Source organism: Thermostichus sp. MS-CIW-30 (genome assembly GCF_054058015.1).
In genome coordinates, this window is the sequence record NZ_JBSRZW010000022.1 from 33,904 (window position 1) to 57,175 (window position 23,272).

Consider the following 23,272-nt stretch of genomic DNA (forward strand, 5'->3'; position numbering starts at 1 on the left):
TCCTAGAGAATCCGCAGGGGATCCACATCCAGGCTGACGCGGATCCCTTGGGGGGGATGGCCAATTGCGGCCTGGATCTGGGCAGCCAGCTTCGGGCGATCCCAATCTTGGTCGGGCAGTTGCTTCAGCAGGATCTGCCAGCGGTAGCGTCCGGCAACCCGCTCCACCTGAGCTGGCCCCGGCCCCAACACCTCTGCTGGGATCCCCTGTAGGCGTTCGGCCACCCGATGGCAATAACGCTCCAGGGCTTCCAGGCGGGTGCTGCTCAAGCGGATCAAAATCAAGGCTCGATGGGGAGGATAGCCCCCCTCTTGCCGTTGTTGCAGTTCTGCCCGCAAGAAGCCCTCGTAATCTTGGGCCAGTACCGCCCTCAAAATCGGGTGCTCCGGCAGATAGGTCTGGATAATCGCCTGTCCTGGCAGGGATCCCCGGCCCGAGCGCCCCGCCACTTGGGTGAGCAGTTGAAAGCTGCGCTCGCCGGCGCGATAGTCGGCTTGGTGCAACAGCCCATCGGCGGCCATCACGCCCACCAAGGTTACCTGGGGTATGTCCAGCCCTTTGGTGAGCATTTGCGTGCCCACCAGCACCTGGGCCTTGCCGCTGCGAAACTGCTCCAGCAAATCGCGATGGGATCCCTTGCGGCGGGTGGCGTCGCTGTCGTAGCGCAAAATCGAGAGCTGGGGCCAATGCTGGTGCAGCACTTCCACCACTTTTTGGGTGCCGGTGCCGAAGTGCTTCAGGTAGGGGGATCCACAGGCGGGGCAGCGCTGCGGATGGGGTTGGCGGGCGCCGCAGTAGTGGCAGCGCAGTTCCTGCCCGCCGAGATGGGCCAGATGAAAGGTGAGAGAAACATCACAATGCTCGCAGGTGAGGACAAACCCGCAGCTCCGGCACAAGACGAAGGTGCTGTGGCCGCGGCGGGGGACAAAGAGAATGGCCTGTTCCCCTCTGTCCAGCGTCCGCTGCAGGGCCTGGTGTAGACGGCGGCTGAGGATGCTGCGGTTGCCGGCTTGGAGCTCCTGGCGCATGTCCACCAGCTCCAGTTGGGGCAGGGTGGCCGGGATCCCAGCTTGGGGGATGCGCTGCGGCAGGGCCAGCCGGATCCACCGCTGCGGATCCTGCAGATGGGCGGCATAGGTTTCCACCGCTGGGGTTGCACTGCCCAGGACCAGGGGACAACCGGCCAGCTCGGCCCGCCACTCGGCCACCTGACGGGCGTGGTAGCAGGGCTGGGGCTGATCCTGCTTGAAGCTGTCGTCGTGCTCTTCGTCCAAAACGATCAGGCCCAGCTTGGACAAGGGGGCAAACACCGCCGAGCGGGTGCCGATCACCACTTGGGGAGTGGAGGACAGCATCTGCCGCCAGGTGTCGTAGCGCTCGCCCTCGGAGAGGCCGCTGTGGTAGGACCACACCTGGGATCCCAGCCGCGCCCGAAACCGATCCATCAGTTGCGGGGTAAGGCCGATCTCGGGCACCAGCACCAGCGCCGACCGTCCTTGCTGCAGCACCTGGGCGATCACCTGCAGGTACACTTCCGTTTTCCCAGAACCGGTGACCCCGTGCAGTAAAAACCGCTGGAACCGGCCCAAAGCTTGCCGGATCGCCTCTACCGCCTGGGCCTGGGCGGCCGTCAAGGGCCTGGGCGGATCCCGCCACCCCGGCAGGCTGGCATCTCCCAGCCGCAGCAGTGGGCGCTCGTAGAGGTGGACACGGCCTTTGCGGGCCAACCCCTGCAGAACCGCTCGGCTCACTCCTGCCAGGCGCTCCCACTCGGCGAGCAGCAGCTCTCCCCCCTTCTGCTTGAGGATCTGCAGCGCCTTCTGCTGAGGGAGGCTCAGCCCCTCTGGGGAGTCGTCGGCCAGACTGGCGGCCAGCTGGGTTTTCACCCTGCCCCCCTGTTGCTCCTGCCAAAAGCTCTCCACCCAACCCCGTCGCTGCAGTTCCCGCAGGGCGAGGGCGGCAGTGGGCACCTGCTGTTGCACATAGCGCCAAGACAGCTCTCCCCCTTTGGCCTGAAGCAGCTGCAGCAGGGTTTGGGCAGCCGGCGAACATTCCTCCCCTTCGGCAGGGAGCCTGAGCAAGCGGACACGCCGCTGAGAACGGCTGAGCAAGCCGGGGGGCAATACCGTGCGCACCACCTGGGCCAGAGGGGTGAGGTAATAGTCGGCCACCCGCTGCAGCAGGGGCCAGAATTCTTTGGGCAGGATCCCTTTGGCCACCACCGCCTCGATCTCCCGCACCGACTGCGGATCCACCCCTGCCGGCAGCTCGGAGCGCCAACCCAAGGCCACTGCCCCCGCCATTTGCTGACCAAAGGGTACGCTGAGCAGGTCGCCCGCTTCTGGCGCGGATCCCTCTGGCACCCGATAGGTAAAGCAACCCCCCAACTGGGGATGATCCACCCACACTTCCAGCCAGCGGGGAGGAACAGGCTGCAACACGGGATCCCTCACGGACGGGGCAGAAACCTCGGCAGATCGACCGCCCGCTTGCTTGCCCGAGACGGTAGAGGTTGGGCCAGGGGCTGAATTGTAGGCTTGGCAGCAGGGGTTGGAGACAGAGCCTGGCCAAGGGACTCTGTTCGCGTGAGGGCGCTGGAGGTATCGGCCCGAGGTGGGACATCCAAGCCTTTGCGTTCCAAAGCCGCCTTCAAGCTCAGCACATGCATCTGCTGCTGCTCGTATTTTTCTCGGAGAGAGCGGTTTTCTTCCCACAGGGCAGCACGCTCCCCTTGCAGGGCTTTGATCTGCTCTGCTTGCTTCTCCAGTTGCGTGGACAAGGTTGCAATTTCTTCTTGCAGATGGAGAATGGTTGCCTGCGCAGAGCGCAACTGTGGCTGCCAGTCGGGTTGGGCGGCCAACTGCTCCAAGGCAGCCTGCAACTGCCGCTCCATGGCGGAGAGATGCTGCTGGGCTTGGGCGTACTGTTCCTGCAGATGGCGGTGCTCTTGCTGCCAACGGGTAACTTCCGCCTGGGCTTGAGAGAGGGCCACTTGCAGCGCTTCGGCCTGGGCCTGCCACTGCTGTTGAAGCTGTTGCTGCGCCAGGGATCCCTGGCGCAGATGCTCCTGCTGAGCTTGCAAAGCCGCCAATTGAGCTTGGGCTTCGGCCAGGGCTGCTTCTAGCTCTTGCCGTTGTTCCCGCCAGCGCTGCTCGGCCTCGGCTTCCGTCTCGGCATAGCCCGCCAAACGGGCCTCGAGGTGTTCCCGTTGCTCCTGCCAGGCTGCCTGTTGGTCGCTGTACAAAGCCCGCAGGCTGCTCAGCTCCGCCTGAGTTTCGGCAATTTGAGTGCGGGCCAGAGAAAGCTCTGCCTTAAAGCGTTGCAGCATTTCCACCCGCTTTTCCGCCACATCCTGGGCTTCCAGCAGAGAGGCCTGCAGCTCCTGCTGGCGCTGTTCCCATTGACGGCGCTCCTGAGCGTGGGCCAAGCGTAGCTGCTCAATCTGCTCCTGCAGGGCCTCGATATCCTGCCGCTGCCGTTCATTTAAGCGTTGCCGAGCAGCAAGCTGAGCTTCCTGATCCGAGATCTGGACTTTCTGAGCCGCCAAAGTCTGCTGCAACTGTTGCAAGAGATGCTCCCGCTCCTGCAGCGCCTTCTCTTGTTCGGCCACCTTCTGGTGCAAAGCCTGCAGTTGTTCCTGAAGAACTCGCCGCTCTTGGAGCTCGGCTTCGGCTTTGAGCAGACGGCTCTCCAAGGGCTGTTGCTGCCTCAGGGCCAAATGGCGCTCCGTGCTGGGATCCGGTTCGGATGCTGAACAGCCCGCATGAGTCTCTGAAAGGATGGGATCCGAGTCACCTGAAGAGGGAGCACGCATAGGTTGAAGGAGAGATGAAGAAGCGGGAGCAAATGATAAAGTTCCCTGCAGTATAGAGAGATTTTTGGGCGGGTTCAAGCCAGAAGGGTGATCTTGTAAAATCTCCTGCTGCTCCGCACGGCGCGGAGTGCTATCGGCCTGTTTTGGCCGCGCTCTTGCTTCTGAGGTTCCCAAATCCCCGGACTGGGCAGAAGGGCTTGGCTTACTTTTTTTCGGCCGCGAGGCCCGATCCCGACCGGAAGAGGTCTCCCCTTGCTTGGGCGTGCTGATACATTTACGCTGAACACTGCTGAACATCACTGTTCAACTATGCAGCGATAGCATTCTGTTTGTTTCCATTCGCGTTAGCGGGACGGAGTCCAAACAGAATGGCGGTATCCCGCAAAGCTTTGAGTAGAATACCCAAAGCGCAGTTTCCGTGTCGTCTTACTACCAATTTTCTGCTTTGCTTTGGCTACCATGTTGGCAGACTCGAAAGTAAACAGAAAGATCAACTGGTAGTAATCCGTACTGAACATATTATACATTATTTTCAGTATAGTTGAGCTTATTATTGACTAGAGTCATGCTCTGAGAGTCTGCCACCTTGCCCCCTTTCATCGCCCACAACACCCACCCCCGCCATCACGGACAGATGGCCCCACCATTCTAAACTGAGTCTAAATCTAAATCGACTCGGTCTCAATCCAAGCGTCTCTGCTGAGTGTAGAGGAGTCCCGCCCGTGCTCGGAGCTCCTGGCAGACGCAGGTCGGCCTCATCGTTGCAGGGGCAAATGCGAGGACTCGCTTCCACTGGCCCGAACAGGGCAGCCAGCGAGCCTGCGGAAAACCGTCTTATCTTTGTCCTTCATTTTGCGATACTGCTAGGGGTGATGTTGAGAATGACAGCACGATGGCGATGCAAAATGGAGCCAGGGATCCGCTTCAACTTCCTCAACGGCAGACAAACTCGGCGGGATCCCAGTTGTGCCTTGCCTGTTCTGCTCCCTGTGGCCTACTGTTGAGCCTGCTCTGGGTTGTCCCTGCTCTTGCTCAGCCGGAATCTCCCAGCTCTGCTGCCTTTGCTCTGCCCAACAGCCGCGAAATCCTCACCCCCCCACCCCCCCCCACCCTATCGATTCCCTCCAACCCTGCTGACCCTACCCCTGCGGCTGACCTGGCTTTGCAGGGGGCTTCCAAGGCTGAAGAATTGGTGGTGCCCCAATCCCCCTTGCAGGTGCGCATTGAGCGCAGGGAGGGCCTGTCTTTGGAAGAAGCTCTGGAGATCGCCGTTGCCCAGAACCCGGCTGTGCAGCAGGCCAGACTGACTGTCGAGCGGGCCGAGGCCGGGGTAGCTCTAGCTCAAGCTGCCTTTGCTCCCACCCTCTCCAGCCGTGCCAACTACCAGTACAGTGAGGCTCCCTCTCCTGGTGGTGGGCCAAGGCGCGAATCCCACACCCTCTCGGCCAGTGTGGTGCGGGTGGAGTATACCGCCTTTGACAGTGGCCTTAGGGAGCAAAACCTGAAGCTGGCCCAAGAAGCGCTGCGCATCGCCCAACTGCAGCTGGAGCAAACGCTGCAGACGGTCAAACAAGCTGTGGCCAATGCCTACTACGATCTGCAAAGCGCAGATGCCAGGGTTGCCATCAGCCAAGCTGCCGTCGAAAGTTCCGAAGCCACCCTGCGGGATGCTCAAGCCCGAGAACGGGCCGGGCTGGGTACCCGCTTTGAGATTCTCCAGGCAGAGACGGAATTGGCCAACAATCGACAAACCTTGCTGGCGGCTCAAAACACCCAACAACTGAATCGCCGCCGCCTGGCCGAACTGCTGAATTTCCCCAGCCCCACCGACGTGTTGGCCAGCGACCGCATTGAGCCGATGGGGGAGTGGGATCTCAGCCTGGAAGAGACCATCATTGCTGCCTTTGCCCAACGACAGGAATTGGAGCGCCGGCGCCGAGAATTGGAGCAGGCCCAAAGCCGCCTGCGCCTGGCACAAGCCCGCAATGGCCCCCGAATTGGCTTGTTCGCCAGCCTCGATGCCGTTAACGATTTCAACGCCAGCCGCAACAGTTTTGATGTTGGCTATTCGGTGGGAGCCAATTTCAGCTTGACTTGGTTCGATGGAGGAGAAGCGGCTGCCCAAGCCCGCCAAGCCCAGATCGATGGACAGGTGGCCGTGAGCAACTTCGTCGGCACCCGCAACGAAATCCAGCGGGGGGTGGAAGAAGCCTTTCTGACCCTCAGCTCCAGCCGTGAACAGATCGACTCGGCCAAAGTGGCAATTGCCTCAGCAGAAGAGAGCCTGCGCTTGGCCCGGCTGCGCCTGCAAGCGGGGGTGGGCACCCAAACGGAGGTGATCAATGCTGAAGCTGCCCTCACCACTGCCCGTGGCAACCTTTCCAATGCTGTAATCGCCTACAATCGCGCCCTGGTACAACTGAAACGGGCCATTGGCAGCCTTTGACTTGAGCCTTTCTCCCTCACTCCCAGCCCTTCTTCCAAAAGGAGAGGGGTGCTATGGATACCGCGACGAAACAGTTCTATTCCAACTTGAGCTGTTGTGACATACTCCCACACTCATGCTGACGCAAAGCGCTCCGCGCCGCCAAAGCGAGAGAGTGCGGGCTTCAAGGACTCCGTCCCGCTGACGCGAACAGTGACTCCGGTTAGCGCTCCGCGCCGCTGGCGCGAAAAGGACATTTCCTGCGCTTGAGGACTACGTCCCGCTGACGCGAAAAGAACGGGATGCCCCACCGCCCTGTGCTTGATGTTGATGGCCGCATGGTGGTCGCGCCCTAGTTCTAGCCCACAATGGGAACAAGAATGCCACCTGTCTTGAATCGCTTTCGGTACTCTTTGACCGCACCGAGAGCAGTTTTGACTGCTGCCGTTGGGATTCACTGCAATCGCCCTCAGCCCAGCTCTTTCAGCCTTGACTGCCAGCATTTGCAGAAATTGTCCTCACCCAGCATCATAGGTAGATTTTGCTAGCTTCGTCCTCGCAATACCTTTGATATTCAGGGCTTCGTACCCAATATGTTTGCCCTTGCTTACCAGCCAGTTCGCTGTTTTGTCATGAAAATCTTTGCGCTGAGATAGTGGTTAGTGGATAGTCACTATTCACTATCTACTGGTCACTATCCACTAGTCACTAGCCATAGGCGGTTTGACCCTTTCTTCTCGCGAGACAAGGCTCGCTGCAACCTCTTGAGCCTGAGCTCTGCCTTGCGATAGTACTGGGGAACTGGAACAGACTCCCCCGCGTCGGTCACCAAAAAGGAGTCCAGTCCCACGTCGATCCCTGTAGTGTTTTCCAGCGTTGCAGACTCAGGAGTAAACTCAGGGACGGACGAATCTTGCAGGCTCAAGGTCACATACCACCCGTCTGCCTTGCGGCTGATGGTAGCGGTCTTGATGACAAAACCGTCAGGCAAAGGACGGTGCTGAATTATCCGAACAGCACCGATTTTGGGCAGATGGATAAACTGCCCGCAAATGCAGTCCTGTTGCATCGGGGGGAAACTGAAGGAGCGATACCGCCCAGCTCCCTTAAATCTGGGTTTCCCTGCCCGCTTGCCGTTACAGTCCCCCTTCAGCCACCGGTCGAATGCTTTGTGCACTCGCTCTATGCAGTTCTGGAGGACTTGCGAATGGACTGCTCTGTACTGCGGAAACAGGGCTTTCGTCTTCACCAAATCCCGTTTCTGGGAGTAGAAATCGGGCTTGTCTTTCAGCTCAGGCAAGTGACAGATTAAGGGACAAGCATTGATATCACAGCGATTGTGTTCCCACCACGCAAAGCGCTCTGCCAAGCGGTAGTTGTACTGCTTGCGTAACAAGTCTAGCCATTGGTCCATCAGAGCAACTTGGCTAGAAGTAGGGCGTAAGCGATACTGGTAAGCAGTTCTCATGATGAGGGTATAAAATCCTGCTACGCCGGTCATAGCACCAGTAAGGACGAAGCATCGTGTCCTCGCCTTTTATCCCGACCCTTACCCTGGATAGTGGTGAGTGGATAGTGACCAGCCACTAGTCACTAGTCACTAACAGAAGGCGGGGCTTCCCGCCGGTCTAGCTAACAAAGCCAATCCCCAAAGATCGAAAATGGCCCCCTGGCTGCGCCTCAGCCCCTCCATCTCTCCTGCAGCTTGAGCTCCATCTGCAGATCCCGCGCCGGGACAGGGTCAGCTTCCAGTCTTGCTGCCCATCTCGGCAGCTTGGATCAAGGCCCTGGCTCGCTGTTGATCCAACTTGGCTTGCAAGCGCTCTTGCTTGTCGCTGCTGGTATTCAAAACTTTGCTTGCTTCGTCCAAGAGGGCCTGAGCCGCTGCCTTATCCACTTTTTCACCCCGCTCTGCTCGGTTGACCAGGACGGTTACCTCGTTATTTTCGACTTCTGCAAATCCGCCCATGACCGCAATGGCCAACCACTTTCCATCGGCTTTGACCCGCATAACGCCATTGCCGATGGCGGTCAAGAGGGGGGCGTGCCCAGTGAGAATGCCCAATTGGCCCGAAGTGGCAGGGAGGATCACTTCCTCGCTGGGGGCATCCCAAACCGTGCGGTCGGGGGTAATCACACGAACCATCAGCGTCACGACAGATCTCCTGAAAGCTTGAGCACTTTCGCGTCGACGGTGCGGAGCACCCTGGTTTCGATCCTAGCGGATTAGGATCCCTGCAGCTTTGCCTGGTTCCCCTTTTGTCTTTATTCTCTCGGGGCAGCCACACTTAACCTGGACATAACCTTGCCTTTACTTCAGACTGGGAGGCAAGCGCTAAGGTGTTGTCGGGAACACTTATCTCATGCCCCAACCTCAGCATTGACGGCCAGCCCATTGCTGTTGGTTTGCAAGGGGGAGCCCAACGACTGGTGCGCCCAGTTTTCCTAGCGGAGCCAGCCTATGCCTGAAGCGATGCCTAGCCATTTTGCTGCCGGCCTGTCCACACGGGAGCGCCAACTGCTGGAAGACCTCTACCGCAGCCGCAGTTTATCCCCCTACACTCCTGGCCAGGTTATCCCTCTGTTTCCTGAGGAATGGGTGATCGTCTGTCGGGGCGTGGTACAGTTGACCACCCTCTATCCCAATGGCGGTGAGGCGTTGTTGGGGTTTGCCGGCCCCTCCATGCCCCTGGGATCCCCGCTGACGATGCTGGATCCCTACCAAGCTAAGGCTTTGACGGCAGTTGATGTGCTGCGGCTGCCGGCAGCAGAGGTGGAAGCCTCAGAGATCCTGAGTCAAGGGCTGCTCAAGCAGGTGGTGCGTCGGCTGCGCCAAACCGAAGCATTGCTCGCCTTGGCCGGACGGCGGCGGGTAGAGGATCGGCTGCGCCAGTTGCTCTCCCTTTTGGCTGTGGAGCTGGGATCCCCGGTTGCAACAGGGGTGCGCCTGCAAGTGCGCCTTACCCACCAGGACTTGGCCAATGCCATCGGCACTACCCGGGTCACCATTACCCGTCTCCTAAACCGCTTTCGCCAGCAGGGCTGGGTTGCGGTGGACAAAAACCGGCACCTTGTCATCAAACTCGCCCACGCTCCGTAAAACCTTTAGAAACTGAGCAGGATCTGCTCCTAGGGCATGGCTGAAAGCTGGCAGTTTTTGGCTCGTAGTTAACTGCTGGGAGATGGAGCTGACGGGAGTCGAACCCGTGTCCGAGATGGGTACTGAGGGATCACTCATTCACAGGTTTAGCCTCTTTGACCCTCGAGGCGGGGATCGCCGTTTGGATCCCAGCGATGGGAGTTCTCCGCCTAATCTTAGTCTCTCCCTCGACGGAGCCAGAGTAGAGAGCTGCACCCGTTGGGGTTGTGATCCGCCCACTTAACGGGGTCGTGAGCAGATCCTCGAGCTCAGAGTAAGTTTTCGGTTACTGAGCCTTAGGCAGCCAAAGCAGCCGCTTTACGAGCAAAGGGTACGACGTTGTTCGCACGTACTTTTTTGAGCCTGGTGGTAACGGGATAAGCTCAATCCCGACCTGCCTCATGAACCCATGTTCGCCACCCCGTCGAAACCGTTACAGCCCCAGGGTTGACTTGAGACCAGCATAGCAAGATTTTTGGGGATACGGCCAGAACCTTTGCGAATGTGACAGAAGCTTTGCTAATATGACGAAGCTGCAAACTTGGGTCGGTAGCTCAGCGGTAGAGCACTCGGCTTTTAACCGATTGGCCCAGGGTTCGAATCCCTGCCGACCCATGTCAGTCTTCCCCTTCCAAAATGCGGGGCACCTTGAAGAACATGTCAGCTCGATCAGGGGCGTTGGCCAGGATCCCTTCGATATCCGGGTAGGGCTCGACTTCATCGGGGCGGGTGGGCAGTTCCATGTCCAGGACGTGAAAGGTGGGCTCTACCCCCTCCGTGTCCAGCTCCTTCAGTTGCTCCACGTAGGCCAAGATGTCTGCTAGCTGCTCTGTGAACTGGATCTCTTCCTCCTCGGTCAGCTCCAGACGAGCCAAGTGAGCAACATGTTGGACTTCTTCCCGTTTCAGCATCCTCTCCTCCGGCTCCCAGATTATCGACTTGACTTAGCCCAGGGTAGCCGAGATCAACCGTTCGCGTTAACGGAACGGAGTCCTTCTGCAGGAAAGCTCAGTACACCTCCAGGTTGGCGCGCCCGGTGGTTTTCAGCCAGTTTTGGGCCTCGATGTAGTTGTTGGGGGCAATGCGAATGGCCCGAATCCAGTACTGGGCAGCCTCGTTGAACAGGGCCTCTGCTGTTTCCTCATCCCCGGCTTGCAGGCTCAGCTCGCCCTTGTGGTGCAGCAATACGGCAATGTTGTTCAGGGCAGAGCAAAGTCTTGGGTTTAACTCCAGAGCTTGGTGGTAGTGGTCGAGGGCTTTGTCAAGCTCGCCGTTGCTCTGGTAGATCAGGCCCATGTTGTAGAGAATGTAGCTGCGGTCTTCTTCCCCTTGCTCGAGGGCGAGGGCTTCTCTGTAGTTTTCTAGGGCCTCGGCGTATTCTCCTTCGCTCTGAGCGGCCATGCCATCCCGGTAGTAGGCAAAGGCTTTCTTTTCCTCGGAACTCACCCCTGGCAGCAGTTTCAGAATTAGATCGGCCATGACGGTGAAGGTCTTGTCAATGAAGTTGTCGTTCTTCATGCTGCGCGGCATGGCTGACCCCTTTTAAGTTTAGGACTAAGGATCTCTACTCTTGCGTTGTATCACGCCCAAGGCGGGATCCGAAACACAACCCCGTACTGCCCGCCCCACCTCTGGTGAGGTTTTTGCTATGCCTGCGGGAGGGGAACTGCAACGCTGCTGCAACGAGGCTGCGAACGGCTTGGCCAAGGAACTTCCGAGCCTGTTAAGACCGTGTCGAGGAGCGCTTGCTCAGGCGCACAGGATGCCACTGCACAGTTTCGCCGGGGCAAACCTCGAGCTCACAGGCGGTGTCGATCAGCCGCTGTGCCTGCGCTTGAGGGGTGGGATAGCGGGCCAGATCTGCATCCACCAGGTGGGGATGTTCCTGCAACAGCCGCATGAGAAACTCCTGCAATTCCTCAGGGCTGAGAAATTGCTCCGGCAAGCCCGGTATCAGCAGCACATAGTGGTTGGCAGCACGCAACAGTTCGGGTTCTGAGTCTAACATGGTGTGGGGTTGGGCGTCTTTTTTCCATCATGAACCAACGGGTTGCGCCTCTCTTGATATCCTGAAAAAGACTTTCCTTGCTCTTGTCCTCCGTCTTGTTGGCGTTTGAGATCTGCTTTCCCTATGGCCAAGCCGCGCACCCTTTCTGGCATTCAGCCCTCTGGCGAACTGCATTTGGGCAACTACTTGGGGGCAATTAAAAACTGGGTGGCCGAGCAGGAGCACTACGAGAACTTTTTTTGCATCGTCGATCAACACGCCATCACCGTTCCTCAGGATCCCAAGCTGCTGAGGGAGCGAACCCGTTCGCTGTTTGCCCTTTATTTGGCCTGCGGTCTCAGCCTGGAGCATTGCGTGCTGTTCGTCCAGTCCCACGTGCCTGCCCATACGGAGCTGGCCTGGCTGTTCAACACCATCACCCCCATGAACTGGGCGGAGCGCATGATCCAATACAAGGAGAAGAAGGAAAAACAGGGGGAGGAGACCAGCGTTGGCTTGTTCAGCTACCCGATTTTGCAGGCGGCGGATATTTTGCTCTACCAACCCAAGTATGTGCCAGTGGGGGAGGATCAGCGGCAGCATATTGAGCTGTGTCGGGACATCGCTCGCCGCTTCAATGACCGTTTTGGAGAGGTGTTTCTGATCCCAGAGGCCCTGATTCGTCCGGAGGGGGCGCGGGTGATGAGCTTAACCGACGGTACGCGGAAGATGTCCAAGTCGGATCCCTCGGATTTCAGCCGTATTCATCTGCTGGATGACCCGGATACCATCCGCAAGAAGATCCAAAAATGCAAGACCGACCCCATTCGGGGCATTACTTTTGACGATCCGGCTCGTCCCGAAGCCCACAATTTGTTGACGATTTACATGCTCACCTCCGGCAAAAGCAAGGAGGTAGTGGCGGCTGAGTGTGCCGAGATGGGGTGGGGGCAGTTCAAGCCCCTCCTTGCCGACAGCATCATCGCTGCCCTGGAGCCCATTCAGCAGCGCTACCGGGAACTGTGGAGCAACCCGGACCACCTGCTCGTTCTGATACGGGAGAATGCCGCTAAGGCCCGTGCCATCGCCGAGCAAACGCTAGAAACGGTGAGAGAGGCTATGGGGTTCTTACCCCCCTGAGGGATCCCTGCCCAAGCTTTGATCAGTCGGGGTTGCCATCGCGGATCTCGACGGTGCTCAAGGCGCTCACCAGCCAGTCTAAACCCAGCTCTGAGAGGATCCCTTTCCAGCCTAGGCGCAGGCGCTCCTGCCATTCTTGCCGGTGGTTAATCAAATACACGCAGACCAGAGTGATGCCCACTCCCAGCCATTGCAGCCGCGTCAGCGATTCCCCCAGAAAGGTGCTGCCAAACAGCAGGGCAAAGATGGGGGTGAGGAAGGTCAGGGAGCTGAACTCGGTGAGGTTTTCCTGAGAGGCGAAATAGAAGAAGAGGGCATAGGCCAAGGCGCTCCCCATCACCGAAGCGTAGAGGAGGCCCAGCCAGTGGATCCCGCTCAGGTGTTGCCATTGCTGGGTTTCTGTTAGTGCTGACAGCAGGATCAACGGCAGGCTGCCCAACACCATGTGCCAGCCCGTCGCCAGCACCGGATCTGCCACCTCCGCCACCTTGGGCATCATCACGGTGCCAACTGCCATCGACAGGGAGGCCATCAACATCCAAACGACGCCGGCCCCCAACTGCAGGGATCCCTCGCCGGATAGGCCGATGAGGCCAATGCCGAAAACTCCCAGCCCCAGGCTCAGCCAGCCCAGGGATCCCATCCGCTCGCGGTAAAACCAGGTGGCCATCAAAGCCACCGCCAGCGGCTGCGAGTCGATTAGCACGGATCCCAGGCCTGCCCCTGTCTCTTTCAGCCCTTGGGCCAAAAATCCCTGAAAACAAGTGCCGTCCACTAGCGCAAACGCCAACACCCATAGCCAGCCGCGCAGCCCTCTGGGATGCCAGGCGTGAGACGCAGAACCCCGCCCCTGCCAGAGCCGAAAGGCAAGAACCAGGATCCCTGCCGGCAGCAACCGCAGAATGGCAATGAAGAGGGGGGTGGTCTCGGAGAGGGCATCTCGCATCACCACCATCGCCGAGCCCCACAGGAAAAAGGGGGCAATCATCAGGAGGCGTTGCCAGATAGGCTGAAAGAACAGGTCAGACTGAGCCATAGGTGCTTCAAACTTGGAGACGGAAGTTAACCCCATGTTAAGCGCTGGGGCAGCTCAGTTACAAATCTTAACTGTTGATGCATATTATGCCTGGCATGGGATCCCTGGAGGGCTTTCTCAACCTGGACAAGCCGGCGGGGCTCACCTCCCACGACTGTGTGGCAGTGGTGCGGCGGGTCTTGCGCACCCGCAAGGTGGGGCATGGGGGCACCTTGGATCCGGCGGCAACGGGGGTTTTGCCGATTGCGGTGGGACGGGCAACACGCTTTTTGTCGTTTTTGTCGGGGGATAAGGTGTATCAAGCAACCTTCCGATTGGGACAGCGCAGCGACACCGACGATGCCGAAGGGCAGATCCGGGTGGGATCCCCTTGTCCTGGGTTGAGTCGCGAGCAGGTAGAGCAGTGCTTGCGGGAGTTTACCGGCGAGATCTGGCAGGTGCCGCCCCTCTACAGCGCCCTTAAGCGCCAGGGGAAAAAGCTCTACCAGTTGGCCCGTGCCGGCGTGGAGGCTGCGGAACTCCAGTTGGAACCCCGACGGGTGGTCATTCGGCAACTGCGCATCCTGGGCTGGCGAGCCGGAGACTTTCCGGAAGTGGATCTAGAAATTGCCTGTGGCCCCGGCACCTACATTCGTGCCCTTGCCCGCGATGTGGGGGAAAAATTGGGCTGTGGAGGGCTGATGAGCCGGCTGCGACGGCTGCAAAGTGGCCCCTTTCGCATCGCAGAAAGCCTGCCGCTGGAGAGATGGCGGGGATCCGGGGATCCCGCTGCTGCCCTGCTGCCCATCGAGTGGGGATTTGCCGATTGGGGTGCGGTACAGCTCTCTTCCGCCGAAGCGAAGCAGTGGCTGCAGGGTCGGGCCATTCTCCTCGACCGGCCTGTTGTCGATGCCCCTACTTTGCGGGTGCTGGACGAGGCGGGCAAGTTTTTGGGCTTGGGGTATGGTCAGGCAGGCCAGCTCAAGCCGCTGCGGGTGTTGCCGCCGGATCCCTAGAGTGTTGCAGAAAAGTTACATTTTCGTAACAACATTTGCCATTGTCTCAGGGGGAAGCGGGAAAGAAACCCCTGCATGCTAAACTTCTGAGGGCGAAGGGGAGCCTGAAGCGTCGCCGTTGCCGGGCTCTGGCTCGATTTTCCAAGGTTGACCTTTGGATGTTGTCCGGCAAAATCTCTTCTCATTTTTTCATCTCAAGCTACTTTACAAAATAAAGTCACAAGAATGGAGCTGGGGATATGCGGGATGCCGTAACCACGCTGATCAAAACCTACGACCTGACGGGCCGCTACTTGGATCGGGAGGCAATGGATGCGCTCAAGGCTTTTTATGACTCGGGGCTGCGGCGCATCAAGGCCGTGAACGTGATCAATCTCAACTCAGTGGATATCGTCAAAACGGCTGCTGCGGCCATGTTCGCCCAGGTGCCAGATCTCATTCGTCCGGGAGGCAACGCCTACACCACCCGCCGCTATGCCACCTGTTTGCGGGATATGGACTACTTCTTGCGCTACGCTTCCTACGCGCTGGTGGCTGCCGACAACAGCATTTTGGATGAGCGAGTCTTGGCCGGCTTACGGGAGACCTACAACTCCCTCGGTGTGCCCATCGCCCCGACGGTGATTGGCATTCAAAACATGAAAACCCGCACCCTGGAGCTGCTTGGCTCTGGCGAAGACTACAGCTTTGTGGCCGAGCCCTTCGATTACCTGAGCGCTAAGCTGAGCGAAACCGATATCTAAACCGATATCTAAGCGCCTGCTCTTATTCGTCGGCATAGGGGTTTGGCGGCACCGGTATCGGCTCCACCTGCTCGGCAGCGATTACCAACTGAGATTGGCCATCCCGCTGCTCCACGGCCATGCGCCCCTCCAGACGCAGCCAACTGTCGGCAGTTAACTGCTCTGCCTCTGGCCAGCGCACCGGCAAGCCCACGGGGTAAGCATCGGCAGCACAGCAGCTAACCAAAAACCGAGCAATAACAAAGTGGTCGGGTCGCTCGTCAGGAATGACGAACCCCTGCACCCGCACCGGCTGGTCTTCATAGGTGTAGGGATCCGGGTAAACATCCAAGGTGCGCACCCAGTCCAGCAGAGTTCGCTGACGGGGGTCGAGCTTGGGGCGAAAAGCCTGCGGCTGGCTACGAGATACCCCCAGATAGGGAGATACCCCTCGGTTGAGGGCAGTTTGGCTGGAGAGTGGTCGTGGCTCGACCCAAAACCCCAGCAGGGCCGTCAGGATCAACAGTCCTGCGCCCAGCCGCGGCCCCAATAGTGAGGCATGGACTTCAGAAGAGGCAACTTTGGCTCCTCGCCAACGGCCAATCCCCAAGCCCAACAGACACAGCCCGGCCAACAGCGCCACATTCACGTAGCCGGGATTGATCAACATCAGCAGGGTGCCCCGCCAGCGATAGACGATCAGCAGGATCCCTAGCAACATCAGCCCAGCCGCCTCCCAGTAGGCCGTATTGCCCCACCGCAACGGTTTGGACTCCGTCCCGCTGACGCGACCGACAGGCCGAGACATACCCTTGGTTTTCGCGTGCGGTTCCTCTGGATTTTGTTTTTCTCGAAGACGACCAGAACTGCTTTTGGGCATGGGTTGCAGCTTTTTCACACCACTCCGAGCCTAAGTTTAGCAATCCTCGCGGAAGTGCCCACTGCCGGCGTTGGGGAATGCCTGTGCTGCCAATTTCCCAGTCACAGGTATCGGGTTGCCCGAATAAGGCAAGGACTCCGTCCCCCTAACGCGAACAGCAAAACATTTCGTTTGGCTCACGTTCTTTGATTGCCGTCTTTACAGCTTCAGGGATCCCATCATCAATTCAACAAATCCAGCCACAGATAACCTCACATTGATATCCCATTGATAACGGACTTTGGCGTGATAGACAGGGTTGCAGGCTGATGTATAAAGCCTAGGGAGTTGCTGCAATTTTGGCAGCCTGCTCTACAGTGGGATAGACGCAACTGAGATAGCACACGCGAATGTTGGCAAGGATACCCACCTGGCTGCGGGGAGTCAGCTATGCCATCTATGGCTTTCTCTACCTGCCAATTCTGCTGATCGCCGTCTACTCCTTTAACCGAGCCCGCTTTGGCCTGGCGTGGACAGGTTTTACCTTCGATTGGTACCTTTCCCTGTTTCAGAATGCCCTGGTCTGGCAGGCCACGCAAAATACCCTCGTCCTGGCGTTGGTCAGCACCCTGGTCAGCACGCTGCTGGGATCCCTCTTGGGCTATGGTCTCTACCGCTACCACTTCCCCGGCAAAAAGGCGGTGCAGGGGCTGCTGCTCTTGCCGGTAGCCATTCCGGATATTGTGATGGCCATTGGGCTGCTGCTGTTTTACCAAGTGGTGCGCGCCTACACCGGCTGGTTTGAGCTGGGCCTGGGGACGATGATCTTGGCCCACATTACGTTTCAGATTGCTTTTGTGGCTATTGTGGTGCGCAGCCGTCTCCAACTTTTGGATCCTGCGTTGGAGGAAGCCGCCTATGACCTCTATGCAAACACCTGGCAAAAGCTACGCTATGTCACCCTGCCCTTAGCCATGCCAGGGATCCAAGCTGCCGCTTTGCTGGCTTTTACCCTTTCGATAGATGATTTTGTCATCTCCTTTTTTACCAGTGGGCCGGAGAGCCTGACCTTGCCAATTTTGATCTACAGCACGGCGCGACGAGGAGTTACCCCGGAAATCAATGCCCTCTCCACCTTGATCATTCTGGTTACCTTGATCTTGGTCGTGGGCTTCCCCCTGCGGAGTGCTCCGCACCGCTGACGCGAACGGGGAGCCTACGCAAGAACCCTCCACGTTCGGCGAAGCCGTGCCATAGGCATACAGACAGGGAATGCCCTACCGCGTAGTTGCACCAGATTCCGGCAAAAGCCGTTTTGTGCAAGTACTCCCATCATACACCATGTGGGGGTATCTGTATCCCGACACTGACTCTACGAGTACAGTGCGGGGCTTAGCTACCCCCACACCCCGACAAGCTAAGCCTAAGTGTTGAAGTAGCGGGCTGCCGGATGGTAAGCAACGATGGCGGTGGTGGACTGTTCCGGATCCAATTGATCGCTTTCGTCCATGGTGAGGCCAATGCGCTCGGCCTGGAGCACCTGCAGCAGAACCCGTTGGTCGGCGATGTTGGGGCAGGCGGGATAGCCGAAGCTGTAGCGGGATCCCCGATAGCCCTGGTGCAGGATCTTGCGGATGTCGGGGCTATCTTCGTGGCCGAACCCCAGCTCCCGCCGGATGCGGGCATGGCACCATTCCGCCAGGGCTTCCGCCAGGGTCACAGCCAGGCCGTGGAAATACAGGTAGTCGGTGTACTGGCCTTTGGCAAACAGGCGCTGGGCATAGGCGGTGGCCTCTGGGCCCACCGTAACCGCCTGCATGGGGAAGACATCTACTAGGCCAGTGGAGCGATCGGCAAAGAAGTCAGCGATACAGTAGCGGTGGCCGCTCTTTTGGCGGGGGAAGGTGAAGCGGGCCAGCTCCCGCACCTGGGGAGAAAGCTGGGGCCGCTCGACCGTCGGCAGTTGGAAATAGGTGGTGGAGCCTGGCTTCAGGGCAAACAGCTCCGGGAAGCTGGCCGGGTCGAACAGGATTAGAGTATTTCCTTCCGCCTGGGCCGGGAAATAGCCGTAGACAATCTGGGGGTGCAGCAGATCTTCTGCCAGGATCCGCTCTTTCCAGCGCTCGATCACCGGATCCACCTGGGTGGCGATAAACTCGGCAAACTCCTCTGCCGACTGGTCGCGGGGCTTGCGAATCTGCCACTGGCCGGCTACCAGGGCCTGCTTGTCGATGTAGAAGAAGACTTCCGGCCAGGGGATCTGATCTGAGGTGAGAAGTTTGGATCCCCAGAAAGGCGGGATGGGTCGCTCAGTCTCCAGGGCAACGGCTTCAGAGCGGCGGGTGTCTTGGGACTCGGAGAGGGTGAGGGCGGGAGCAGCTCCCACGGTGGTCTCCGCAGGGGGCAGGCTGGGATCCGTTTCCTCTGGAACCCAAGAAGCCTCTTTCTGGCCATTGGCAGAGGGGGATCCCTGCTCCAAGTCATCCAGAAAACCCAGCCGGTCGTCCCAGCGTCCGGCAGCTTTGGCCTGCATCAGCCGATCCATAAAGTGGAGATCGACGAAGGCGTCGCGGCCATAGATCACCTGGCCTTTGTAGGTCTGGCGGCAGTCTTCTTCCACAAAGCGGCGGGTAAGGGCCGCCCCTCCTAGGATGACCGGCACGGTGATGCCCCGCTCGTTAAACACCTCCAAGTTCTCCTTCATAAAGGCGGTGGATTTTACCAACAGGCCGCTCATGGCAATGCAGTCGGCCTTGCTCTTTTCATAGGCTTCGATGATGTTCTCCACCGGCTGCTTGATGCCCAGGTTGATGACTTTGTAGCCGTTGTTGGTGAGGATGATGTCCACCAAGTTTTTGCCAATATCGTGGACATCCCCCTTGACGGTGGCAATCAAAAGAGTGCCTTTGCACACTTCCCCTCCCACCTTTTCCATGAAGGGCTCCAGGTATTTCACCGCCGCTTTCATGGTTTCTGCCGACTGCAGCACAAAGGGCAGTTGCATTTTGCCAGCGCCGAAGAGCTCCCCCACCTCCTTCATGCCGTCCAGCAAAAAGGTGTTGATGATCTCCAGGGGAGGATAGTTCTGCAGTGCCTCCGCCAGGGTCTCCTCCAGGCCAATCCGCTCGCCGTCGATGATGTGCCGCCGCAGGCGCTCCTCCAGGGGTAAATCTGCAAAAGATCCGCCAGAGCGCAGTTCCTTCCCGGAAACGCCCGCAAACAGCTCCGTCAGCCGCGCCAGGGGATCGTAGGTGCAAATGCCCGAGGACTCCGTCCCGCTAACGCGAACGGCGTTAAACTGCCGCCGATCCCAGATCAAATCCCGACACACCTGCTGCTGCTCTGCGGGGATCTTGTTCAGGGGCAGGATCTTGGCGGCGCTGACGATGGCGGCATCCAGGCCGGCCTCGCGGCACTCGTGCAAAAACACCGAGTTCAACACCACGCGGGCTGCCGGCGAGAGCCCAAAGGAGATGTTGGAAATGCCCAAGAGAATGTGGGTCTCCGGGAAAGCCTGGCGGATACGGCGGATGGCCTCCAAGGTGGCTGCCCCGTTGGCCCGGTCTTCCTCGATGCCGGTGGAAATGGGCAAGGCCAAAGGGTCAAAGAAAATCTCGTAGGGCGGGATCCCGTACTCAACCGCCTGACGATAGGCGCGCTCGGCAATCTGGAACTTCTTGTCGGCAGTGCGGGCCATGCCCTCTTCGTCGATGGTGCCGATGACCACCCCGGCGCCGTAGGTTTTAGCTAGCTCCAGCACCTTGAAGAAGCGCTCTTCCCCGTCTTCGTAGTTGGTGGAGTTGAGCAGGCACTTGCCCCCCGCCACCTTGAGGCCCGCTTCCATCTTTTGCCAATCGGTAGAATCCAGCATCAGGGGAATTGGGATTTGGGTAACCAGCCGCGAGACCAGCTCCCGCATATCCCGCACGCCATCCCGGCCCACGTAGTCCACATTCACGTCCAGGATGTGGGCTCCCTCCCGCACCTGCTCCCGCGCTAGGGCCACCAGGCCGTCCCAGTCTTCGGCGTTGAGCAGCTCCCGCATCTTTTTGGAGCCGCTGGCATTCAGCCGCTCGCCGATGATTAAAAACGAGTTCTCCTGCAGGTAGGGCTGGGGCGTGTAGATCGAGGCAGCAGCGGGAATGCGCTCGACGGAGCGGCGTTTAGGCCGCAGCCCCTGCACAGCTTCCACCAAGGCGGCAATGTGCTCGGGACGGGTGCCGCAACACCCTCCCACCACCGCTACCCCCAGATCCCGCACAAAATGCTCCAGGTGGAAGCGCAACTGCTCCGGGGTGAGCTTGTAGTGGGCTTTGCCGCCGATGTTTTCCGGCAGGCCAGCGTTGGGGATGCAGGAGATGGGGAAAGGAGAATGGCGGGACAGATAGCGGATGTGTTCGACCATCTTGTCTGGGCCAGTGGCACAGTTGAGGCCCAGCACATCGATGGGATAGGGCTCCAGGATGGCCAAAGCCGCCCCGATCTCCGTGCCCACCAGCATCGTCCCCTGTACCTCAAAGGTGAGGGACACCACCACCGGCAGGCGGATCCCTCGCTGGGCAAACTCCTGCTGCACGGCCACCAGGGCCGCCTTGGTCTGCAAAATGTCCTGGCAGGTCTCGATGATCAGCAGATCCGCCCCACCGTCAACTAGCCCCTGCACCTGCTCCTCGTAGGCAGCCCGCATCTCATCAAAGCTGATGTGCCCCAGGGTGGGCAGCTTGGTGGTGGGGCCAATGGAGCCGGCCACAAAACGGGGCTTTTCCGGCGTCGAAAACTCGGCTGCTACCCGCTTGGCCAGTCGCGCCGCCGCCACGTTCAGCTCGTAGGCTTTTTCCGGGATCCCGTACTCGGCCAAAACGATGGAGGTGGCCCCAAAGGTATTGGTCTCAACAACGTCGGCCCCCACTTCCAGAAAGCCGCGGTGTACCCGCTCCACCGCCTCCGGCTTGGTCAGCACCAGCATCTCGTTGCAACCCTCCAGCTCCGGCCCACCAAAATCCGCTGCCGTCAGGTTCTGGGCCTGGAGGGAGGATCCCATCGCCCCATCAAAGACAATCACACGTTCCTGGAGACAGTGCAGGAAGGGATGGGTCATAGAAGTCAAAGACAGGCAGGGTGTCATCGACCTAGAGTCTGATTTAAGTTAGCATCGAGCCATTTGCTCGGACTAGGCCGAAGGATGGATCCCTGGCCAGGGCTTCCATTCTGGCCATTGTTGAGGCGAATTTAACATTTTCTTTGCCTGCCCCGTTGCTGTTTCCCCCAGGTCGGGCTAATTTAGGGAAGACGTTTTGGTGTGAACGGCTACAGTTGCTCGCAAGTGTTCCTCCCAGGGTCACTTGCCGCCTGCTGTAGAGCGATCTTCTCCTCGCGGGTTGGAGTGGTTGAGGTGCTGAATGTTCCGCCCCCCCAGTGAAGTGCCTCGCACCCCGTCGCAGGATTGGCGAAGAGAAAGATCCACCTCTCGCCATCTTGAGAGGTTCCGCCCACCAAGATGACGGGTCTTGCGCCAGTTCAGTTGAGCCCCATGAGCGATATCTGCTTCCAGATTGACCCGAGCAATCGGTTATCCAGAAGCGGGCAGGCTTGCCTAGGGCAACTCAGGCTTTGGCTTGCGGATATCGGCTCCCTCACTCTGGCGTTGTGGGATGCAGCAGGGCTGCAACTTGCTCCTCTCCCTTTGGCGTCTAAGCTCCCTTAGTCACCTTTAGTTGTCTGTGATTAGGATCACGAGGAACTCAGCATGGCTCAAGCAAAGGAATTGGTGAAATCTGGTCAAACAGCTCTTCTCGAATCGGATCTGGAAAATCCACCTTCTGGCACCCTGGAGTTGGACACGGAGACAGATACCCTCGAGAGCGAACTGGATACCGGTGACACTGATGCTTTTGATGAGGATGACGACGACGAAGAGGCAGCAGAGGAGGATGGAGAGACTGCCGCCGCCGGTGCCAAAGGTCGCTCAAAGCGCAAGGCGGCCAGTAAGAAAAAGCCCTACACCGATGACTCTATCCGGGTCTATTTGCAAGAAATTGGGCGTATCCGGCTGCTGCGGGCCGATGAAGAAATCGAGCTAGCCCGAAAAATTGCCGATCTGCTGGAGCTAGAGCGCGCTCGCGAGGCCGTTTTTCAGCGTATGGGCCTCTGGTCAGACCCAGAAGAGGTGCCGGACACCCTCTGGGCAGAAGAGGTCAAGATGTCCTTGCCGGAATTTCGGCGGCGGTTGCATCGGGGGCGGCGGGCCAAAGAAAAGATGGTGCAGTCTAATCTGCGTTTGGTGGTGTCCATCGCCAAAAAGTACATGAACCGGGGCCTGTCTTTTCAGGATTTGATTCAGGAGGGATCCCTGGGCCTGATTCGGGCAGCCGAGAAATTCGACCACGAGAAGGGCTACAAGTTCTCCACCTATGCGACGTGGTGGATTCGACAGGCCATCACCCGCGCCATTGCCGACCAATCCCGCACCATTCGCCTGCCTGTCCACCTCTACGAGACGATCTCCCGCATCAAAAAGGTAACCAAGTTGCTTTCCCAGGAATTGGGCCGCAAGCCCACCGAAGAGGAGATCGCCACCCGCATGGAGATCACCATCGAGAAGTTGCGCTTTATCGCCAAGTCGGCCCAGCTTCCCATCTCTTTGGAAACCCCCATCGGCAAGGAAGAGGATTCTCGGCTGGGAGACTTTATCGAGTCAGAGGGGGAGACGCCGGAGGATCGGGTGGCCAAAGTCTTGCTCAGAGAAGATCTGGAAAGCGTTTTGGAAACCCTCACCGCCCGCGAACGGGATGTGTTGAAGTTGCGCTACGGCTTGGATGATGGCCGCATGAAAACGCTGGAGGAAATCGGCCAGATCTTTAATGTCACCCGTGAGCGAATCCGGCAGATCGAGGCTAAGGCTCTGCGCAAGTTGCGCCACCCCAACCGCAACAGCGTGTTGAAGGAATACATCCGCTAACTCTGCGGTCTGTTCCAGCTTCGATAGAGAGCCGGGGCAAGGGATCCAAGAGAGTTCCCGGCCCCTTAAGGCAGACTGAGTTGGAACTGCCAACCCGCGCGATGGAGCATGACTCTAGTCAATAATAAGCTCAACTATACTGAAAATAATGTATAATATGTTCAGTACGGATTACTACCAGTTGATCTTTCTGTTTA

Annotated in this window: 17 protein-coding genes, 1 tRNA gene, 1 other RNA gene and 1 pseudogene; 8 read left to right on the forward strand and 12 right to left on the reverse strand. The window is 58.8% G+C overall.

The genetic code is table 11. From position 1 onward, the window contains the following. Positions 1-2: 2 nt before the first annotated feature. Together priA and ACVWXW_RS10265 are read right to left on the reverse strand one after the other, a co-directional pair. Positions 3-2,441 (reverse strand): primosomal protein N', encoded by a 2,439-nt coding sequence (gene priA / locus ACVWXW_RS10260; RefSeq protein ID WP_457403754.1) that lies wholly within the window; start codon positions 2,439-2,441, stop codon positions 3-5. Between the two features lie 8 nt (positions 2,442-2,449). Continuing rightward, positions 2,450-3,814 (reverse strand): coiled-coil domain-containing protein, encoded by a 1,365-nt coding sequence (locus ACVWXW_RS10265; protein WP_414342953.1) that lies wholly within the window; start codon positions 3,812-3,814, stop codon positions 2,450-2,452. A gap of 892 nt (positions 3,815-4,706) precedes the next feature. Here ACVWXW_RS10265 and ACVWXW_RS10270 point away from each other — a divergent pair. Further along, on the forward strand, positions 4,707-6,260 hold the full coding sequence (locus ACVWXW_RS10270) for a TolC family protein (RefSeq protein WP_457403755.1): 1,554 nt from the start codon (positions 4,707-4,709) through the stop codon (positions 6,258-6,260). A 113-nt stretch (positions 6,261-6,373) separates the two neighbouring features. On the opposite strand, the gene ACVWXW_RS10275 is transcribed toward ACVWXW_RS10270, so the two are convergent. From ACVWXW_RS10275 to atpC, 3 genes and pseudogenes are all read right to left on the reverse strand, one after another. Then, positions 6,374-6,496 carry a hypothetical protein gene (locus ACVWXW_RS10275; RefSeq protein ID WP_457395383.1) on the reverse strand — a complete coding sequence of 41 codons (123 nt, stop codon included), beginning with the start codon at positions 6,494-6,496 and terminating at the stop codon, positions 6,374-6,376. Between the two features lie 39 nt (positions 6,497-6,535). Then, a pseudogene (locus ACVWXW_RS10280) lies at positions 6,536-7,707 on the reverse strand (RNA-guided endonuclease InsQ/TnpB family protein); the annotation flags it as partial. 273 nt (positions 7,708-7,980) lie between these two features. Then, the gene (gene atpC, locus ACVWXW_RS10285; RefSeq protein WP_011433800.1) at positions 7,981-8,394 is read right to left on the reverse strand and encodes an ATP synthase F1 subunit epsilon; all 414 of its coding nucleotides are present in this window, start codon (positions 8,392-8,394) and stop codon (positions 7,981-7,983) included. A 306-nt stretch (positions 8,395-8,700) separates the two neighbouring features. On the opposite strand from atpC, the gene ACVWXW_RS10290 reads away from it, so the two are divergent. Then, positions 8,701-9,339, forward strand: coding sequence for a Crp/Fnr family transcriptional regulator (locus tag ACVWXW_RS10290; RefSeq protein WP_011433798.1), 639 nt, complete (start codon positions 8,701-8,703; stop codon positions 9,337-9,339). Positions 9,340-9,419: 80 nt separating this feature from the next. Here the strand turns inward: ACVWXW_RS10290 and ssrA are convergent. Further along, positions 9,420-9,821: a transfer-messenger RNA gene (gene ssrA, locus ACVWXW_RS10295) on the reverse strand. 100 nt (positions 9,822-9,921) lie between these two features. Here ssrA and ACVWXW_RS10300 point away from each other — a divergent pair. Then, positions 9,922-9,993, forward strand: a tRNA-Lys gene (locus ACVWXW_RS10300). 2 nt (positions 9,994-9,995) lie between these two features. Here the strand turns inward: ACVWXW_RS10300 and gatC are convergent. The 3 genes from gatC to ACVWXW_RS10315 form a co-directional block, all read right to left on the reverse strand. Continuing rightward, positions 9,996-10,289, reverse strand: a complete 294-nt coding sequence (gene gatC / locus ACVWXW_RS10305; protein WP_414350806.1) for an Asp-tRNA(Asn)/Glu-tRNA(Gln) amidotransferase subunit GatC — start codon at positions 10,287-10,289, stop codon at positions 9,996-9,998. A gap of 97 nt (positions 10,290-10,386) precedes the next feature. After that, positions 10,387-10,908, reverse strand: a complete 522-nt coding sequence (locus ACVWXW_RS10310; RefSeq protein WP_414350803.1) for a photosystem I assembly protein Ycf3 — start codon at positions 10,906-10,908, stop codon at positions 10,387-10,389. Positions 10,909-11,101: 193 nt separating this feature from the next. After that, the gene (locus ACVWXW_RS10315) at positions 11,102-11,386 is read right to left on the reverse strand and encodes a chlororespiratory reduction protein 7 (protein ID WP_414408547.1); all 285 of its coding nucleotides are present in this window, start codon (positions 11,384-11,386) and stop codon (positions 11,102-11,104) included. A 123-nt stretch (positions 11,387-11,509) separates the two neighbouring features. Between ACVWXW_RS10315 and trpS the strand changes: the two genes are divergently transcribed. Further along, positions 11,510-12,505 carry a tryptophan--tRNA ligase gene (gene trpS / locus ACVWXW_RS10320; RefSeq protein ID WP_457403757.1) on the forward strand — a complete coding sequence of 332 codons (996 nt, stop codon included), beginning with the start codon at positions 11,510-11,512 and terminating at the stop codon, positions 12,503-12,505. A 22-nt stretch (positions 12,506-12,527) separates the two neighbouring features. On the opposite strand, the gene ACVWXW_RS10325 is transcribed toward trpS, so the two are convergent. After that, positions 12,528-13,541, reverse strand: a complete 1,014-nt coding sequence (locus tag ACVWXW_RS10325) for a DMT family transporter (RefSeq protein WP_457403758.1) — start codon at positions 13,539-13,541, stop codon at positions 12,528-12,530. Between the two features lie 77 nt (positions 13,542-13,618). On the opposite strand from ACVWXW_RS10325, the gene truB reads away from it, so the two are divergent. Both truB and apcB read left to right on the forward strand, forming a co-directional pair. Next, a complete protein-coding gene (truB, locus tag ACVWXW_RS10330) occupies positions 13,619-14,536 on the forward strand; it encodes a tRNA pseudouridine(55) synthase TruB (protein WP_457403760.1) in 918 nt (305 codons plus the stop codon). Between the two features lie 239 nt (positions 14,537-14,775). Continuing rightward, entirely contained in the window at positions 14,776-15,279 is a 504-nt protein-coding gene (apcB, locus tag ACVWXW_RS10335; RefSeq protein ID WP_011433791.1) for an allophycocyanin subunit beta, read from the forward strand. Positions 15,280-15,301: 22 nt separating this feature from the next. On the opposite strand, the gene ACVWXW_RS10340 is transcribed toward apcB, so the two are convergent. Continuing rightward, positions 15,302-16,066 carry a TIGR03943 family putative permease subunit gene (locus tag ACVWXW_RS10340; protein ID WP_457403762.1) on the reverse strand — a complete coding sequence of 255 codons (765 nt, stop codon included), beginning with the start codon at positions 16,064-16,066 and terminating at the stop codon, positions 15,302-15,304. A 461-nt stretch (positions 16,067-16,527) separates the two neighbouring features. Between ACVWXW_RS10340 and ACVWXW_RS10345 the strand changes: the two genes are divergently transcribed. Further along, entirely contained in the window at positions 16,528-17,319 is a 792-nt protein-coding gene (locus ACVWXW_RS10345; protein WP_457403763.1) for an ABC transporter permease, read from the forward strand. Positions 17,320-17,540: 221 nt separating this feature from the next. On the opposite strand, the gene metH is transcribed toward ACVWXW_RS10345, so the two are convergent. Next, positions 17,541-21,215, reverse strand: coding sequence for a methionine synthase (gene metH / locus ACVWXW_RS10350; protein WP_457403765.1), 3,675 nt, complete (start codon positions 21,213-21,215; stop codon positions 17,541-17,543). 648 nt (positions 21,216-21,863) lie between these two features. Between metH and rpoD the strand changes: the two genes are divergently transcribed. Next, positions 21,864-23,075, forward strand: a complete 1,212-nt coding sequence (gene rpoD, locus ACVWXW_RS10355; RefSeq protein WP_414375184.1) for an RNA polymerase sigma factor RpoD — start codon at positions 21,864-21,866, stop codon at positions 23,073-23,075. Positions 23,076-23,272 lie beyond the last annotated feature (197 nt).